We start from the raw sequence: 15497 nt of genomic DNA, 5'->3' as shown, positions 1-15497 counted from the left end.
GCTGGACGGGTGACCATCGCCTTCCTGCTGACGGCACTCGTCGTCGCCGTCACTCCGGGCACCGGGGTGACGCACACGCTCGCCACCGCCGTGACCGCCGGACGCCGCGCCGGGCTGGCCGCCGCGGCCGGTGCCACGCTCAGCCTCGTCCCGCACGTGATCGCCGCGGTGACCGGCCTGGCCGCGCTGCTGCGCGCCGGCACCCCGGCATTCCGGGTGGTGACCTGGCTGGGCGTGGCGTACCTGCTCTGGATGGCCTGGTCGGCGTGGCGCGACCGGGGCGCGTTCACCGTCGACGCGGACCGGCCGCCGCGCCCGGCGTCGGCGGTGTTCCGCGACGGAGTGTTGCTGAACCTGCTGAACCCGAAGGTGACGGTGTTCTTCGTGGCGTTCCTGCCGCAGTTCGTACCCCCGGGCACGCCCGCCGCTCCCGTCCGCATGCTCGCCTGCGGCCTGGTGTTCATGCTGGTCACGCTGCTGGTGTTCGCCGGGTACGCGGTGCTCGCCGGCGCGTTGCGCCGCCGCGTGCTGGCCCGGCCCCGGCTGAGGGCGCTGCTGCGGCACGCCGTGGCCGGCAGCTTCCTCGCCCTGGGCCTCGGCCTCGCGTTCACCGCCTAGAAGGAGTTCATCAGTGCGTTTCCGGCACTCCCCCGAGATCTGGTCGTCCTTCCCCGAGCTGACCTGCGGCGTCCTGCACGCCACCGGGATCACGCCCGACGCCGACGTCACGCCGCGCCTCGCCGGTCACCTCGGCGTCGCCCGGGACCGGCTCGCCGCCGCACCGGAGGGCGGCTTCCCGGAGATCCAGGCGTGGCGGCGCGCGTTCACCCGGATGGGCTGCCCGCCGACGCGCTACCGCTGCGCGGCCGAGTCACTGCTGCGCCGGTTGCGCCGCGACGGCGACCTGCCCCGGCTGCACCCGCTGGTGGACCTCGGCAACGCGCTCTCCGTCGGGTACGCGGTCCCGGTCGCCGTGCTCGACCTGGCCGGGATCGACGGCGACCTGACCGTGCGCCCGGCCGACGGCACCGAGTCGTATCTCGGCCTCGGTGGGGAGTCCGAGCAGCCCGCGCCCGGCGAGGTGATCTTCGCCGACGAGGGCGGGCAGGCGCACGCCCGGCGCTGGTGCCACCGGCAGAGCGGCGCCTCGGCGGTACGTGCCGACACCGTCGAGGTCCTCGTGGTCATCGAGGCGATGCACGCCGGGGCGGCGCCGACCGTACGCCGGATGCTGGACGAACTGGCGGCGGCGCTGGCCGAGCAGTGGCGCGTGCCGTCACGGACGGCGTTGCTCACCTCGCAGGCCCCGGAGTTCGCCGTGCCCGTCCGGACCGCCTGACGCCGGCTCGGACGGCTCGCTGTGCAGCTCGCGCAGGGCGTCGGCGAGCCGGTCGTCGGCGGTGCCCCACCACTGCCGGGCCAGCTCGACAGTGCGGCCGAGCGAGTCGTCGCCCGCCCGCTCGGCGTGCAGCTCGGCGCTCATCATGCGCAGGAAGCGAACGGTCACGGCATCGGACTCATCGGCTATCACGTCCGTACCCTAGCCACCGCCTCCGACGAAACCGGCGGCCGAGTCGAGGTCGTCCGCCCGGTTGAGGTCGCGGCGCGCGGGTAGTGCTCGGTCATGCCCCAGCGATACGGGCACTACGACCGGGGTCGCGATCGTCACCGGCGCGGACTCCGGCATCGGCGGCCGGGGGCGACCGTGCCCGGCTCAGGGCAGTCAGGCTTGGTCCCTGCTCCGGGCAGGGTCGTCCCCGACCCCGTCGTGGGTCAGGTGCGTTCGTTGCTGCCGGGTTCGCCGGTCGGCACGCCGACCGGTCCGCTCTCCGGGTAGTGGCAGGCGGTGAGCTGCCCGCCGTCGTCCCGGGTGGTCAGGGCGGGTTCTTCGGTGGCGCAGTGGTCGGTGGCTTTCCAGCAGCGGGTGCGGAAGCGGCAGCCCGATGGCGGGTTCAACGGGGTGGGGACGTCGCCGGTGAGGCGGATCCGTCCGGCGGGCCCGAGCGTGGAGACGTCCGGAATCGCCGACAGCAGGGCCCTGGTGTAGGGGTGCTGGGGCCGGGTGTAGATATCGTCGCGGTCGCCGATCTCGACGATCTTGCCGAGATACATGACGGCGACGCGGTGGCAGAAGTGACGGATGACGGCGAGGTCGTGGGCGATGAACACGAACGCCAGGTCCAGGTCGCGTTGCAGGTCGCGTAGCAGGTTGATGACCTGCGCCTGGATCGACACGTCCAGCGCCGAGACGGGTTCGTCGGCGACGATCAGTTTCGGTTTCAGCGCGAGGGCGCGGGCGATGCCGATGCGCTGGCGTTGCCCGCCGGAGAACTCGTGCGGGTACCTGTTGTAGTGCTCCGGATTCAGCCCGACCAGTTCCAGCAACTCCTGGACCCGTTTCTTCACGCCGCCGGGCGGGTTGATGCCGTTGACCTGCAACGGCATCGCCACGATCCGCCCGACCGTGTGGCGGGGGTTCAGTGAGGCGTACGGGTCCTGGAAGATGATCTGCAGGTCCTGCCGCAGCGCGCGCAGCTCACGGCGTCCGCCGTGGGTGATGTCCCGCCCCGCGAACATGATGCTGCCCGAGGTGGGTTCCAGCAGGCGGACCAGCATCCGCCCGGTCGTGGTCTTCCCACACCCCGACTCCCCCACCAGGCCGAGCGTCTCACCCGGCCGCACATCGAAGTCCAACCCGTCGACCGCCCGCACCGCACCCGTGCTACGCAGGCCCTGCCGGACGGGGAAATGCTTGGTCAGCCCTCGCACCGACAGCAGCGGCTCGCCCGCGAGCCGGCCGGCGTCGCCCGCCACCGCCGCCTGCCCGTTCGTCACACCGTTCATCGAGCCACCCCCACCTGCGCGACCTCGTCCCGGTAGATCCGCTCCCGCGCGGCGACCGGCAGATGACACGCCACCAGATGACCCGGCGCACCAGCAGGGCCCAGCTCCGGGATCTCGGTGCGGGACCGGTCGCCGTTCACGCCAGCCCACCGGCAGCGCGGATGGAACGCACACCCCGACGGCAGATTGATCAGCGACGGCGGGTTACCCGGGATCGGCACCAGGTCCGCATCCGCGTCACCGTGCAACGACGGCACACTCGACAACAACCCCCACGTGTACGGATGCTGCGGCGCCCGCAACACCCGCTCCACACTCCCGTGCTCCACCGCCCGACCCGCATACATCACCAACACGTCATCAGCCACCTGAGACACCACACCCAGGTCATGCGTGATCAGAATGATCGCCGACCGGAACTCCGCCTGCAGATCCGCCAGCAGGTCCAGGATCTGCGCCTGCACCGTCACATCAAGCGCCGTCGTCGGCTCATCCGCGATCAACAGATCCGGATCGTTCACCAGCGCCATCGCGATCATCGCCCGCTGCCGCATCCCACCCGAGAACTCATGCGGAAACTGATCGAACCGCTTCGCCGGCTGCGGAATCCCCACCCGGCCCAGCATGTCCACCGCCCGCGCCCGGGCCTCCCGCCGCCCGGCCCTCGGATGATGCACCCGATACGCCTCCGCGATCTGCCGACCCACCGAGTAGTACGGATGCAACGCCGACAACGGATCCTGAAAGATCATCGCCATGTCCCGGCCCCGCAACCGACGAATCTCCTCCTCACCCAGACCCACCAACTGACGACCACCGACCGAGATCTCCCCCGAGATGGTCGTCCGCTTCACGTTGTGCAGACCCAGGATCGCCAGCGACGTCACGCTCTTACCGGAACCGGACTCCCCCACGATCCCCAACGTCCGACCCCGCTCGACAGCGAACGACACCCCGTCCACGGCCTTGACGACACCGTCCTCGGTGTCGAACCGCACCCGCAGATCCGTGACCCGCAGGTACGGGTCCTCGCCGCGTCGCGGCGTCGGAAGCTCCACCATGTCCGTCTCCTCCTTCCTCAGCCCAGCCGGACCCGTGGGTCGATCACCGCGTACAGCACGTCGACGACGATGTTGGCGACCACGATGAACACGGCCGCCAGCAGCACCGTCGCCATCACCACCGGCAGGTTGAGGAACTGCACCGCCTCCACTGTCGCCTTGCCGAGGCCCTGGAGGCCGAAGATGGTCTCGGTGATGAACGTGCCGCCGAGGCTGGTGCCGATGTCCAGCCCGGCGATGGTGACGATCGGCGTGATCGCCGCGCGCAGCGCGTGCCGGGTGTGCACCTGCCGCGCGGGCAGCCCTTTCGCCCGGGCGGTGCGGATGAAGTCCTCCGACAGGGTCTCCAGCATCTGCGCCCGGGACAGCCGGGCGTACAGCGCCGAGTTGAGGAAACCCAGCGTCATCCAGGGCAGCAGCAGCCCGGCCGCCCACCGGGCCGGGCTCTCGGTCAGCGGCGTGTAGCTGGGGAACGGCAGCAGCCCGGTGGAGTAGACGAGCAGGTAGAGCAGGATCAGACCGAAGAAGTAGACCTGCATGGACGCGCCGGCCAGGGTGACGCCGATGGCGGCGCGGTCGAACGGCGTACCCCGGCGCAGCGCCGACACCATGCCCAGGGAGATGCCGAGGCCGAGCCAGAGCACGGCGCCGCCGAGGACGATGCTGAACGTCACCGGGGCGCGCTGCGCGACGATCTCGGTGACCGGCTGGTTGTTGCGGAACGAGTAACCCAGGCAGGGCGCCGGGCAGTCCTGCCGGAAGTCCCCCTCGCCGTAGGTACGGCCGGCGAAGACGCCCCCGACGAAGTCCGCGTACTGCCGGGGCAGCGGCTGGTCGATGCCGAGGCGGCGCTCGACCTGGGCGATGTCCTCGGCCGTGCAGTTCTTGCCGCACATCACCTTCGCCGGGCTGCTCGGCACCGCGAAGAAGAGACCGAATGTGACGAGGCTGATGACGACCAGGGTCAGGGCGGCGACGAGCAGCCGCCGGACGACGAAACGGAGCAACGGGAGCACCTCCCCCGGGTGGGGCGCGGGGACGGCCGCCGTGGCAGCCGTCCCCGCGCGGCTGTCACTTCTTCACGTAGATGCCGTTGAGCGAGATGATCCCGAACGCGTCGCTGAGGAAGGCGTTGCCGACCTTCGAGCCGTGCAGCTCGTAGGTGGCGTCGTAGTAGCAGGGCACCACCGGCGCGTACTTCTCCATGATCATGCGGTCGAGCGCCATCCAGCCGGCGTCCTGCTCCGCGGCGGGCAGGGCGCGGACCCGGTCGATCTCCGCGCCGACCGACGCCTCGTTGAGGTACGACAGGTTCTGGTTGCCCTCGGCCACGATCTCCCGTCCGTCGTAGACCGGCGGGATGACTGTGGAGCCGGTGGGCCAGTCCGAGCCCCAGCCGGTGAGGTACAGGTCGTAGGGGTTGTCCTTGCGGCCCACCTCGTCGTAGTAGCTGCTGTTGTCGATCGGCTTCATGACGATGTCGAAGCCCATGTCGGTGAGGTTCTTGCGCAGCGCCTCGGCCTGCTGGGTACGCAGTTCCAGGCTGGAGTGGGCGAGCACCAGCTTCGGCCGCTTTCCGGCGAGCAGCTCGGCGGTCTTCGCCTTGTCGCCGGTCACCGGGGCGTTGAACACGTCGTACGGCACGAAGCCGGCGGTGGTGGGTGACATCAGCGTGGTCGCGGGTGTCCCGGCGGCCTGGCCGCCGAGGACCTTGAGCAGGGCGTCCTTGTCGACCGCGTAGTTCAGCGCGCGCCGTACGTTCAGGTCGGTGACCCGCTGGGTGTTGATGCTCAGCACCCAGTTGTACTGCGTCGGGCCGCGGACGACCCGATCGGCGACGCCGGCGCCGGTAGTGCGGGGCAGCACCGACGGCGGCACGTCCGACCAGCTCAGCGCCGCCTGGTCGGCCGGTCCGTCGGCGACCAGCCGCTCGGCGATCTGGGCCTGCTCCAGGCCGAACGTCATCCGGACCGTGTCCGGGTACGCGTTGCGGATCGGGTCGGTCGCCGGATCCCAGTTCGGGTTGCGTTCCAGCTCCAGCGACACGTCGCGCTGGTAGGACTTGACCCGGTACGGGCCGGACGAGAACGGCCGCAGATCGTAGTTGGCGCGGGTGTCCTTGGCGGCGGGCACCGGCGCGCTGGTGGGCAGCGCCGCCGCGTACGGCATGTCGCAGTGCGGCTGCGGGAACGTGAACCGGATGGTCCGGTCGTCGGGGGTGGTGACGCCGTCGGGCACCGGCTTGCCGCCGTCGTACGGTCCCTTGTAGGTGGCGTTGTACGCCCCGCCCGGGTAGAGCCACTGCTGGATGTAGTGCGGGCCCTCGTTGAGGTTCGCCGCGAACGAGCGGGCGATGCCGTGGGCGACGTCCTTGCTGCTCACCGGCGTGCCGTCCTCGTAGCGCACGCCGTCGCGCAGCGTGAACTCCCAGACCTTGCAGTCGCCGTCGACGTCCTTGCCGGGGTTGGTGGCCAGGTCGCCGACGAGCAGCAGCTTGCCGGTGCCGTCCTCCTTGTAGCCGTTGAGCGGGCGGTAGAGCATGCCGCCGGCGACCTGCTGCACGTTGACGTAGTTGCGGGCCGGGTCGAGGTGTTCGAAGTCGGCCGGCTGCATGACGGTGAGGGTGCCGCCCCGGGACGCGCCGTCGACGGGCTTCGCCGGGCCCTGGTTGTCGGCGGCCTCGTACGAGATCGAGCCGCTCTGGGTCTTGGTCTTCTGGTCGTCGCCGCCGCTGTCGTCGGGCGTGGGGTTGCAGCCGGCGGCGGCCAGCGCCGCCGCGGCGAGGACACCTGTCAGTGTCCGGGTTCGTGCGCGCACGGTGTGCTCCCTTCGTGCCCGGCGGCCCCCGCCGGCCGGGCGTGTGATGGCCGTGGGGACTACCGGGTGGAGCGGGGATCCAGCGAGTCGCGCAGCGCGTCGCCGAGCAGGTTGAACGCCAGGACCAGCAGGAAGATCGTCAACCCGGGGAACAGGGTGTACCAGGGGTCGCTCGCGACGTAGCCGATGCTGTTGAAGATCATGCGGCCCAGGTCGGGCGTGGGTTCGGTGACGCCGATGTTGACGAACGCCAGCGCCGCCTCGATGGCGATGAACTGGGGCACCATCAGCGAGACGGTGACCAGGATCGGCGCCCAGATGTTCGGCAGCAGCTGCCGCAGCAGGATGTGCGCGGTGCCGGCGCCGGCCGCCCGGGCCGCGTCGACGAACTCCCGCTCCCGCAGCGAGATCACCTGCCCGCGGACCAGCCGCGCGGTGTACGTCCAGCTGAACAGGCCGAAGGTGGCGACGATCAGCGCCACCCGGAAGGCCGGCGACGGCGCCTCCCGGTCGGAGTAGAAGCGGTCCTGCAGGATCGGGATGACCGCGAGGGCGAAGATGAGGAACGGGAACGCCAGCGTGAGGTCGATCAGCCAGTTGACGAGACTGTCCAGCCAGCCTCTGGCCCATCCGGCCAGCACACCGACCGCGACGCCGATGCACGAGGCCAGCAGCGCCGAGGTGAACGCGATGAACAGCGACGTTCGAAGACCGTAGACCAGTTGCATCAGGATGTCCCGGCCACTGCCCGGCTCAAGGCCCAGCCAATGATCGGAACTGATCCCGCCGGCATACCCGATCGGCATTCCGAAATCGTTCAACCGGTCGACGAACTTGTCGGTCGGGTCGATTCCGGTGAGCCGCCCCAGCAGCGGCGCGCCGAGCGCCACCACCGCGGCCACGAGGAGCGTCAGGGCGCTGACTCGGGCCGTACGGTCCCGCTTGAGCCGCAGCCAGGCGAGCTGGTTCGGTGACCGGCCGACGAACTCCGCGGTCCGGCCGACAGGTTCGGAGTCGGCCTGGATCTCGGGGCCGGGAATGGTCGCTTCGGCGGCCGTGGTCCGGGGCGGCGGGTGTGAGAGATCGCTCATGACAGTCCCTCCGACGGGGGCGAAAACGCCCTGCCACCCGACGGTAAAGGGATACGGAGCACCGGAAAGAATCGTTACGGTAACGGCCGTTCCGGTTGTCATCCATTGACAACGATCCGGCGTACGGAATGCATCGGCGCAATAACGGGCCGATTCGGTTGTCAGCCTTTCAGGCAGGCGTCACGCTTATTCGGAATGCGTTTGCGCGAGGCGCGGAAGCGGTTGTCAGCCGTTTGGGCATTCCCGTACGCCGATGTCACACCGAACGTGCGACGCGGTCGGCTGGTGTAACACTTCGTGACTCTTCGCGTTCACACCGTCCACCTAGGGTTCTCGGCGGCCCGGTTCGCACGACGGACCGGGCCACCCATCGGCCCCGCACCCCGGGGCCCCGACGGAAGGACCACCCATGCCCTTCGCCCGACGTACCGCCGCACTGGCCCTGGTCGCCGCGCTCGGCGCGCCGGCCTCCCCCGCGCAGGCCGCGCCGCGCCCCGGCCCGCAGACCCCCTCGGTGCTGCTGCTCACCGTCGACGACGGCGCCGGCGTACGCGCCACGGTGCTGACCTGCGGGCCGACCGGCGGTCTGCACCCCGACCCGATCACCGCCTGCCGGCTCGTCGCCCGCGTCGACGGCGACCTGGACGCGCTCGACGTGGACGGCGCGCCGTGCACCTCCCAGTACGCCCCGGTCGTCGCCCGCGCCGCAGGCTTCTGGCAGAACCGCCCGGTCTCCTACACCCGCACGTTCGCCAACCCCTGCCTGATGCAGCGCACCACCGCCTCCCTCTTCACCTTCTGACCCTCCCCTCTCGTTCTGGTTGATCATGAGGTTGGCGGCGGTTGCCGTCCGTTTTGTCGCCGTCAACCTCATGATCGACGGGGTGGGTGGGGTGGGGGTGGGGTGGGTGCGGAGAATGGTGCGGGTGGACGGGGGTGCTGTGGAGGCGCGCACGGTCGGTGGCGGGCGGGAGCTGCGGGCGGACTGTTCGCGCTGCGCCGGGGTCTGCTGCGTCGCGCCGGCGTTCACCGCGTCCGCCGACTTCGCCATCGACAAGCCCGCCGGACGGCCCTGCCCGAACCTGGGCGCCGACTTCCGCTGCGGCATCCACACCGAGCTGCGGCAACGCGGCTTCCCCGGATGCACCGTGTTCGACTGCTTCGGCGCCGGCCAGCACCTCACCCGGCACACGTTCGCCGGCCGCGACTGGCGCGCCGACCCGGCCACCGCAGCGCGGATGTTCGACACCTTCGCGGTGTTGCGGCCCCTGCACGAGTTGCTCTGGTATCTGACCGAGGCGGTACGCCTGACCCCGCCCGGCCCGCTGCGCGACGAGCTGACCGCCGCGCTCGACGAGACCGGCCGGCTCGCCGACGGCACCCCTGACGAGCTGCTCGCACTCGACGTCGACGCGCACCGGGACCGGGCCAACCGGCTCCTGTCCCGCGCCGCCTCACAGGCCCGCGCCGGGCGGGCCGGCCCGGACCGCCGGGGCGCGATGCTGATCGCTGTGGACCTGCGCCGTACGCCGCTGGCCGGGGCGAACCTGCGCGGCGCCTGCCTGATCGGCGCGGACCTGCGGGGCGTACGGCTCGGCGCGGCCGACCTGACCGGCGCGGACCTGCGCGGAGCCGACCTGCGCGGCGCAGACCTGAGCGAGTGCCTGTTCACGCACCAGTCGCAGCTCGACGCCGCGCGCGGCGACCACCGCACGGTCCTGCCGCCGGGGCTGCGCCGCCCGGCTCACTGGTCCCTGACGCTGACCCCGGCCCGCCCGCGGCCACGCCCCCGCCGCCGCTGACCCGCCCGGCCCACCGGTCCGGACACTGGGCGACGATCAAGGAGTTTGTGGCTGGTTCGGGGCCGGATCGGGACACAAACTCCTTGATCAACGGGGCGAAGGGGGCCGGAGGGCGGAGGGGGCGGGGTTTGGTGGGGATGGGGTGGGGTAGGCGTCGCGGACGACTGTTGGTCGACGGGAGGGGCACCGGTGGGATATCGGGCACGCGACGGTGAGGAGCCGGTCGATCCGGCGCACGCCGAGGACGAGGCCGGGCAGGTTCCGCTGGTGCAGACGGCCGCGGACACCGACGTGCCGGCGCCCGCACCCGGCGCGCCGAAACCGGACGAGGTGACCGAGGACGACGGCTCCGGCATGGCGGGCGGCGCCTCCGGCAGCAGCTCGGGCGGCTCCTCGATGCCGACCCACCCGGACGCGGCCCGCGGACGGGACGCCGCCGGCTGAGCAGGCGCGAGCACCGGCCGGACACCAGGCCACCCGAACGTTTGCCGTCACCCGCTGCGGGCAGGAGTGCGACATGACCAGTGAAGAGGCCTTCGGCCGCGCGGCCGGCGACGAACCCGACGGCGTGACCGCGTACGAGGCGTCCCTGCGCCCGCCCGGCGAGTCCCTGCACACCACTGACGACACCGGTGACGACTTCGCCGACCTGCCCGCCGAGGACCGCCGGTCCGCGCGGGAGGTCAGCCGCGCCGGCTACGACGTCGACGCGGTCTCCGGAACCGGCGACCCGTCCGAGGAGCCGGAGGAGATCGAGGAGGGCCGGCCGCTGCGCTGACGCGTGCGCGGGGCGGCGGCCGTGCCGCTCCGCGCCTCGGTCATGCCCCGGTTCGCCAGCGCGTCCGCGCGTTCGTTCTCCGGGTGCCCGTTGTGGCCCTTCACCCACAGCCACGTCACGTCGTGCCGGGCACAGGCCGCCTCCAGCGCCTGCCACAGGTCGGCGTTCTTCACCGGCTGCTTCGCGGCGGTCAGCCAGCCGTTGCGCTTCCAGGCGTTCAGCCAGCCGGTGATGCCGTTGCGTACATAGGTGCTGTCGGTGTGCAGCCGTACCGTGACCGGGCGGGTCAGGCTCTCCAGCGCCCGGATCGCGGCGGTCAGCTCCATCCGGTTGTTGGTGGTCGGGGTGGCCTCGCCGCCGCACAGCTCCCGCTCGTGCCCGCCCCAGCGCAGCACCGCGCCCCACCCGCCGGGCCCGGGATTGCCGCTGCACGCGCCGTCGGTCCAGATCTCCACGACCCGGCCGGTCTCCGCCTCCGCCATGCCCGGCAACCTACCGGGTACGCGAGCACGCGGGACCACCCGACCCGCCGCGCGCGGCTACCGTGCCGGTATGACCGCTCCCCCGGACTTCGCCACCCTCTGCAACTTCCGTGACCTCGGCGGCTGGCGGACCGGCGACGGCCGCACCGTCGCCCGGGGCCGCCTCTACCGCTCCGACTCGCTGGCCAAGCTCGCCGGTGACGACCTGCAGCAGTTCGCGGCGCTCGGCGTCCGCACCGTGATCGACCTGCGCTACCCGTGGGAGATCGCCGACCGCGGCCGGGCCCCGGAGAGCCTCGGCGTGACCTGGCACAACCTGAGCATCGAGCACCGGCCGTACGTGCAGGCCGACATCGATCCCGACGTGGACCCGTGGCGCTACCTGGCCGACCGGTACGCCGAGGTGGCCGAGGACGGCGTGGCCGAGCTGCGCCGGGCGGTCGAGGTGATCGCGGACGGCGAGCATCCGCTGGTGTTCCACTGCGCGTCCGGCAAGGACCGTACCGGCCTGCTCGCCGCACTGGTGCTGTCCCTGCTGGGGGTGGACGACGACCAGATCGCCGCGGACTTCGCGCTCACCGAGCACGCCACCGACCGGCTGGTCGCCGAGTGGCGGGACCGCAACGGCGGCGCGACGCCGGGCTGGCCCGCGTACGGGCGGGCGCCGGCCGAGGTCATCCGGCTGGTGCTGGCCGACCTGAGGGCCGCACACGGTTCCGTGCACGGGTACGTGACCGGCCGGCTCGGTGTCGACGCGCAGACGATCGACGCGCTGCGCGCCCGGCTGCTCACCGGCGACACGGACCCGCTGCCGACCCAGGGCACCACCGGCGCCACGCCGACGACACTCGCCCGCTGAGCGCCGCCGCCCGGCCGAGCACGCAGCGACGGAGAACCGGCGGCCGAAAAGCGAGCGACGGCGGCGCGGCGGTCTGGCACGCTGCGAGATCGTGGACACGCGGTGGGACGGCCTGCGGGCCGAGGTACGGGACACGATCGACGAGCTGGTCTCCTCCGGCCGGGAGGCCGGTGTGCAGGTGGCCGCGTACCTGGACGGGGTGGCGATCGTCTCCGAACACGCGGGGCTCGCCGACACCACCACCGGACGGCCGATTACCGCCGACACGCCCGTGCACGCGGTCTCCACCGGCAAGGGCCTCACCGCCACCGTCGTGCACGTGCTCGCCGAGCGGGGACGGCTCGACTACGACCTGCCGCTCGCCGCGGTGTGGCCGGAGTTCGCCCGGCACGGCAAGGACGCCATCACGCTGCGGCACGTGCTCACCCACACCGCCGGCCTGCCCGCGCTGCCCGCCGACGTCACGCCGGAGGACTTCACCGACTGGACGCGCATGTGCGAGCTGCTCGCAGACGCGCGGCCGCTGTGGGCGCCCGGCGAGCGGCTCGCGTACCACGCCTGGACGTGGGGGTGGCTGCTCGGCGAAGTGGTCCGGCGGGTCACCGGCGCGCCGGTGTCGCGGGTGCTCGCCGACGAGATGGCCGGGCCGCTCGGCGTGGACCGGGAACTGTTCCTCGCCGTACCGGAGGCGGACCTGGCCCGGCTGGCCCGGCTGGAGGACGCCGGCCTGTCCGCGCTGATGACCTGGGCCGGGGCGAACCTGCCGCACTTCGACGCGGTCGCCCCGCCAGCGGTACGCCCCGACACCGTCATCGGTTCCCGCCCCGACGTGCTGCGCGCCGACGTGCCGTCGGTCGGCACGATGAGCGCCCGCGCGGTGGCCCGGATGTACGCGGCGCTACTCGGCCCGGTCGACGGGGTACGGCTGATCTCCGCCGCACGGATGCGGGAGGTGTCCGCCCCGGCGGTACGCGCCCAGGAGTGGGTGTTCGGCCAGGAGAGCACGTTCGGGCTCGGGTACGCGGTCGAGGACGACGGATCGTTCGGCACCGCCGGTAGCGGCGGCAGCCTCGCGTTCGCGTACCCGGATCTGGGGTTGACGGTGGCGGCGGTGCGCAACCGGCTCGGCGCGGGCGACGGCGACCCGATGGAGCAGCTGCGGGTGCTGGTGCGCGACCGCGTCGCCGAGGCGACCGGCCACCGGTAGCGCCGAGAAGGCAGACGCCGGCCACGACCCGGGCAGGCGAGCAGACTAGCGGCGCAGGCGGGCCCGCAGCCGGCCGGCCGCGTCGCCGAGCACCGCGCCGGTCATCGGCAGCAGCGGGCTGGACCGCATCACCGCCAGGTCCTCGGCCGGGCTGGTCACGCCGTCGAGGAACCGCAGCACCCGCTCCGCCGGGTTGCGGTCGAACAGCCGCTCGAAGAACTCCACCCCGCCGACGTGCCCCCGGTCCAGCGCGCGCAGCGCCACCGCGTCCATCCACAGGTGCCGCCCCGGGTACGCGGGCGCGGGCACCGGCGGACGGCCGGCGGCGAGCGCCCGGGCCACCTGGTCGGCCTGGCGCAGCATCGCGGAGAACGTGAAGCCGGTGGACGGGCGGGTCGCCCCACCGGCGGTGCCCAGCCGCACCACGCGTGGGCTCGGGCGGGACTCGAACGGGCCGTCGGTCATCGGGATCACGCCGTCCTCGACCTCCCGCACCCGCAGCGCGGTCAGGTCCAGCCCGAGCAGGTCGGCGTAGCCGCGCAGCGCCGTGTCGTAGCCCGCGTCGTCGAGCAGGGCCGGGCCGAACTCGGTGTACTCGACCAGCGCGAACCGGTCGTCGACAGGCAGCACGTACCCGAAGGAGACGCCGCGCTGCGGCTGTGGGGTGCGGAAGTCCATCAGAACGGCCCGCTGCGGATCGAACGTCGGCCGGTCGGCGGCCAGCCACCAGCCCCGGAAGTGCTGCAACCAACTGGTCCGCCCCGGTCGTTTCGGCCGCCGTGGCCGCGAGTCGAGCACCCACCCGGCCCGCACCAGCTCACGCCCCTCGGGGTCGCAGACAGTGACCCGCTCACCGTCGTCGTGCAGCTCCCCCGCCGGAGCGCTGATCCGGACCGCGTCCAGCCGCCGCTCGGCCGCGGCAGCCCGGTCGTAGACCGGGGCGGAGCGCAGCATGGCGTACCGCAGCGGGTCGAGCGTGAGGACGCGGCGGCCGGCGCGCGTGACCACGTCGACCTGCGACCAGCTCGCGCTCAGCAGCGGGTCGAGGTCGTCACCGGGCAGGCCCCAGAACGCCCACGTGCGGTCCTGGCCGCGTTTGTGCACCGGGTCGACCACCGCGACCCGCAGCCCGGTCACGTCGTAGCGGTCCAGCGCGGCCAGGACCAGGGACGCGGCGCCGCCGCCGCCGACCAGCGCGAGGTCGACGTCGACCGCTGAGGATGCCTGCACCCGACCACGCTGTCACATCGGCGGGCGCGGCCCTCGGCCGACCCGCGCTCAGGCCACCGGGGCGGGCTCCTGCGGGGCCGGCTGGGCGTAGGCGGCGGCCACCGTCGCCCGGTCGAAGACCCGCCACGTCGCGGCGATCACCGCGACCGCCACCACGAAACCCACCCAGTACGGCGCGGTGATGCCGAACCGGGCCGCCACCACACCGCCCAGCAGCGCGCCGACGCAGTTTCCGCCCGCCGCGACGAACAACGTGGTGCTGCCGACCCGGCCCATCAACGCGGGCGGGGTGAGCCGCTGCCGCAGCGAGTTCGCCACGATGTTCCACAGCGCGCTGTGCGCCCCGAACGCGAACAGCGCGAACCCGACCACGGCGGCGCTGCGGGACGCGGCCAGCGCCAGGTGCAGTCCCGCCTCGACCAGCAGCCCGGTCCGCACCGTCCAGGTGGGCGTGATCGCGGCGATCAGCCGGTCCCCCACCACCGAGCCGAGCACGCCGCCCACTGCCATGCAGGTGAACAACGCGCCGTAGCCGACCGAGCCGAGACCCAGCCGTTCGGTGGCGAGCAGCACCAGCACCGCCACGGCGGCGGTGAGCGTGACGTTGAGCAGGCCGATCAGCACGGTCATGGTGCGCAGCAGCCGCTGCCCCCACAACCAGCGGAACCCCTCCGCGACCTCCGCCCGCGCCGAACGCCGCCCGTCCGGCGCCGGCCCGGCCCGGTACGTCCCGGCGAGCAGCCCGACCAGCACGGCGCTGAGCGCGTACGTGCCGGCGTTCAGGGCGAACGGCAGCGACGCCGCCAGCACGAACAGGAACCCGCCGAGCGGGCCGGCGATCATGTTCTGCATCACCTGGGTGCCGCCGCCCAGCCACCCGTTGGCGCGTTCCAGCAGCGAGCGCGGCACCACCGCCGGCAGCACCGCCTGCGCGGCGGTACGGAACACCACCTCGCCGGTGTTCACCACGAACAGCACCGCGTACAGCAGCGCGATCCCGGCCCGGTCGGCGAGCATCGCCGCCGCGAGCACGGCGAGCGCGCCGACGCGTACCCAGTCGATGAGCACCATCAGCCGCCGCCGGTCCACCCGGTCGGCCAGCACGCCGCCGGGCAGCGCGAACAGCAGCCACGGCAGCCACGACACCGCCGCCCCGGCCGACACCACCAGCGGATCGTCGGTGAGCGACGCCACGTACAGCGGCGCGGCCACAGTCGCCGTCCCGCTGCCCAGCGCGGACAGCGTGCTCGCCGTCCACAGTCGGGCGAAGCGCCCGCCGAGCCGTTCCCCCGTCACGGCGAGGCAACCTACCAGCGGCGACGAACC

At 72.7% G+C, this 15497-nt stretch carries 17 protein-coding genes; 8 read left to right on the top strand and 9 right to left on the bottom strand.

Annotated elements, in window-relative coordinates; all coding sequences use genetic code 11:
• The first annotated feature begins 9 nt into the window (after positions 1 to 9).
• Complete coding sequence (locus tag KBX43_RS02620) at positions 10 to 618, top strand: LysE family translocator (protein WP_069089604.1); 609 nt, start codon at positions 10 to 12, stop codon at positions 616 to 618.
• A gap of 13 nt (positions 619 to 631) precedes the next feature.
• Positions 632 to 1339 carry a B3/4 domain-containing protein gene (locus tag KBX43_RS02615; RefSeq protein ID WP_069089603.1) on the top strand — a complete coding sequence of 236 codons (708 nt, stop codon included), beginning with the start codon at positions 632 to 634 and terminating at the stop codon, positions 1337 to 1339.
• On the opposite strand, the gene KBX43_RS02610 is transcribed toward KBX43_RS02615, so the two are convergent.
• The 6 genes from KBX43_RS02610 to KBX43_RS02585 form a co-directional block, all read right to left on the bottom strand.
• A complete protein-coding gene (locus KBX43_RS02610; RefSeq protein ID WP_247677080.1) occupies positions 1277 to 1507 on the bottom strand; it encodes a hypothetical protein in 231 nt (76 codons plus the stop codon). The genes KBX43_RS02615 and KBX43_RS02610 overlap by 63 nt on opposite strands.
• Positions 1508 to 1773: 266 nt before the next feature.
• Positions 1774 to 2844 carry an ABC transporter ATP-binding protein gene (locus tag KBX43_RS02605; protein ID WP_210882762.1) on the bottom strand — a complete coding sequence of 357 codons (1071 nt, stop codon included), beginning with the start codon at positions 2842 to 2844 and terminating at the stop codon, positions 1774 to 1776.
• Positions 2841 to 3905, bottom strand: coding sequence for an ABC transporter ATP-binding protein (locus KBX43_RS02600; RefSeq protein ID WP_210882760.1), 1065 nt, complete (start codon positions 3903 to 3905; stop codon positions 2841 to 2843). Before KBX43_RS02600 ends, KBX43_RS02605 begins: the two co-directional genes overlap by 4 nt.
• A 17-nt stretch (positions 3906 to 3922) precedes the next feature.
• Positions 3923 to 4912 (bottom strand): ABC transporter permease, encoded by a 990-nt coding sequence (locus KBX43_RS02595; protein WP_210882758.1) that lies wholly within the window; start codon positions 4910 to 4912, stop codon positions 3923 to 3925.
• A gap of 64 nt (positions 4913 to 4976) precedes the next feature.
• Positions 4977 to 6722, bottom strand: a complete 1746-nt coding sequence (locus KBX43_RS02590) for an ABC transporter substrate-binding protein (RefSeq protein ID WP_210882757.1) — start codon at positions 6720 to 6722, stop codon at positions 4977 to 4979.
• A 59-nt stretch (positions 6723 to 6781) separates the two neighbouring features.
• Positions 6782 to 7813 (bottom strand): ABC transporter permease, encoded by a 1032-nt coding sequence (locus KBX43_RS02585; protein ID WP_210882755.1) that lies wholly within the window; start codon positions 7811 to 7813, stop codon positions 6782 to 6784.
• Positions 7814 to 8222: 409 nt separating this feature from the next.
• On the opposite strand from KBX43_RS02585, the gene KBX43_RS02580 reads away from it, so the two are divergent.
• From KBX43_RS02580 to KBX43_RS02565, 4 genes are all read left to right on the top strand, one after another.
• On the top strand, positions 8223 to 8615 hold the full coding sequence (locus KBX43_RS02580) for an SSI family serine proteinase inhibitor (RefSeq protein WP_210869644.1): 393 nt from the start codon (positions 8223 to 8225) through the stop codon (positions 8613 to 8615).
• A 124-nt stretch (positions 8616 to 8739) separates the two neighbouring features.
• Positions 8740 to 9615, top strand: coding sequence for a pentapeptide repeat-containing protein (locus KBX43_RS02575; protein WP_374225973.1), 876 nt, complete (start codon positions 8740 to 8742; stop codon positions 9613 to 9615).
• 189 nt (positions 9616 to 9804) lie between these two features.
• Positions 9805 to 10059, top strand: coding sequence for a preprotein translocase YidC (locus tag KBX43_RS02570; RefSeq protein WP_104115932.1), 255 nt, complete (start codon positions 9805 to 9807; stop codon positions 10057 to 10059).
• Between the two features lie 73 nt (positions 10060 to 10132).
• On the top strand, positions 10133 to 10393 hold the full coding sequence (locus tag KBX43_RS02565; RefSeq protein WP_210882753.1) for a hypothetical protein: 261 nt from the start codon (positions 10133 to 10135) through the stop codon (positions 10391 to 10393).
• Here the strand turns inward: KBX43_RS02565 and rnhA are convergent.
• Positions 10312 to 10875 (bottom strand): ribonuclease HI, encoded by a 564-nt coding sequence (gene rnhA, locus KBX43_RS02560; protein WP_043323891.1) that lies wholly within the window; start codon positions 10873 to 10875, stop codon positions 10312 to 10314. The genes KBX43_RS02565 and rnhA overlap by 82 nt on opposite strands.
• Positions 10876 to 10945: 70 nt before the next feature.
• On the opposite strand from rnhA, the gene KBX43_RS02555 reads away from it, so the two are divergent.
• Together KBX43_RS02555 and KBX43_RS02550 are read left to right on the top strand one after the other, a co-directional pair.
• Positions 10946 to 11734, top strand: coding sequence for a tyrosine-protein phosphatase (locus KBX43_RS02555; protein ID WP_113972751.1), 789 nt, complete (start codon positions 10946 to 10948; stop codon positions 11732 to 11734).
• Between the two features lie 91 nt (positions 11735 to 11825).
• The gene (locus KBX43_RS02550) at positions 11826 to 12941 is read left to right on the top strand and encodes a serine hydrolase (RefSeq protein ID WP_210882751.1); all 1116 of its coding nucleotides are present in this window, start codon (positions 11826 to 11828) and stop codon (positions 12939 to 12941) included.
• A gap of 45 nt (positions 12942 to 12986) precedes the next feature.
• Here KBX43_RS02550 and KBX43_RS02545 read toward each other — a convergent pair whose 3' ends face one another.
• Together KBX43_RS02545 and KBX43_RS02540 are read right to left on the bottom strand one after the other, a co-directional pair.
• Entirely contained in the window at positions 12987 to 14171 is a 1185-nt protein-coding gene (locus KBX43_RS02545) for a lycopene cyclase family protein (RefSeq protein ID WP_210882749.1), read from the bottom strand.
• 48 nt (positions 14172 to 14219) lie between these two features.
• Complete coding sequence (locus KBX43_RS02540) at positions 14220 to 15467, bottom strand: MFS transporter (protein WP_043323888.1); 1248 nt, start codon at positions 15465 to 15467, stop codon at positions 14220 to 14222.
• Positions 15468 to 15497 lie beyond the last annotated feature (30 nt).

Source organism: Micromonospora sp. C41 (assembly GCF_018070485.1).
Classification (GTDB): domain Bacteria; phylum Actinomycetota; class Actinomycetes; order Mycobacteriales; family Micromonosporaceae; genus Micromonospora; species Micromonospora chalcea.
This window is presented reverse-complemented; position numbering and strand designations above follow the sequence as displayed.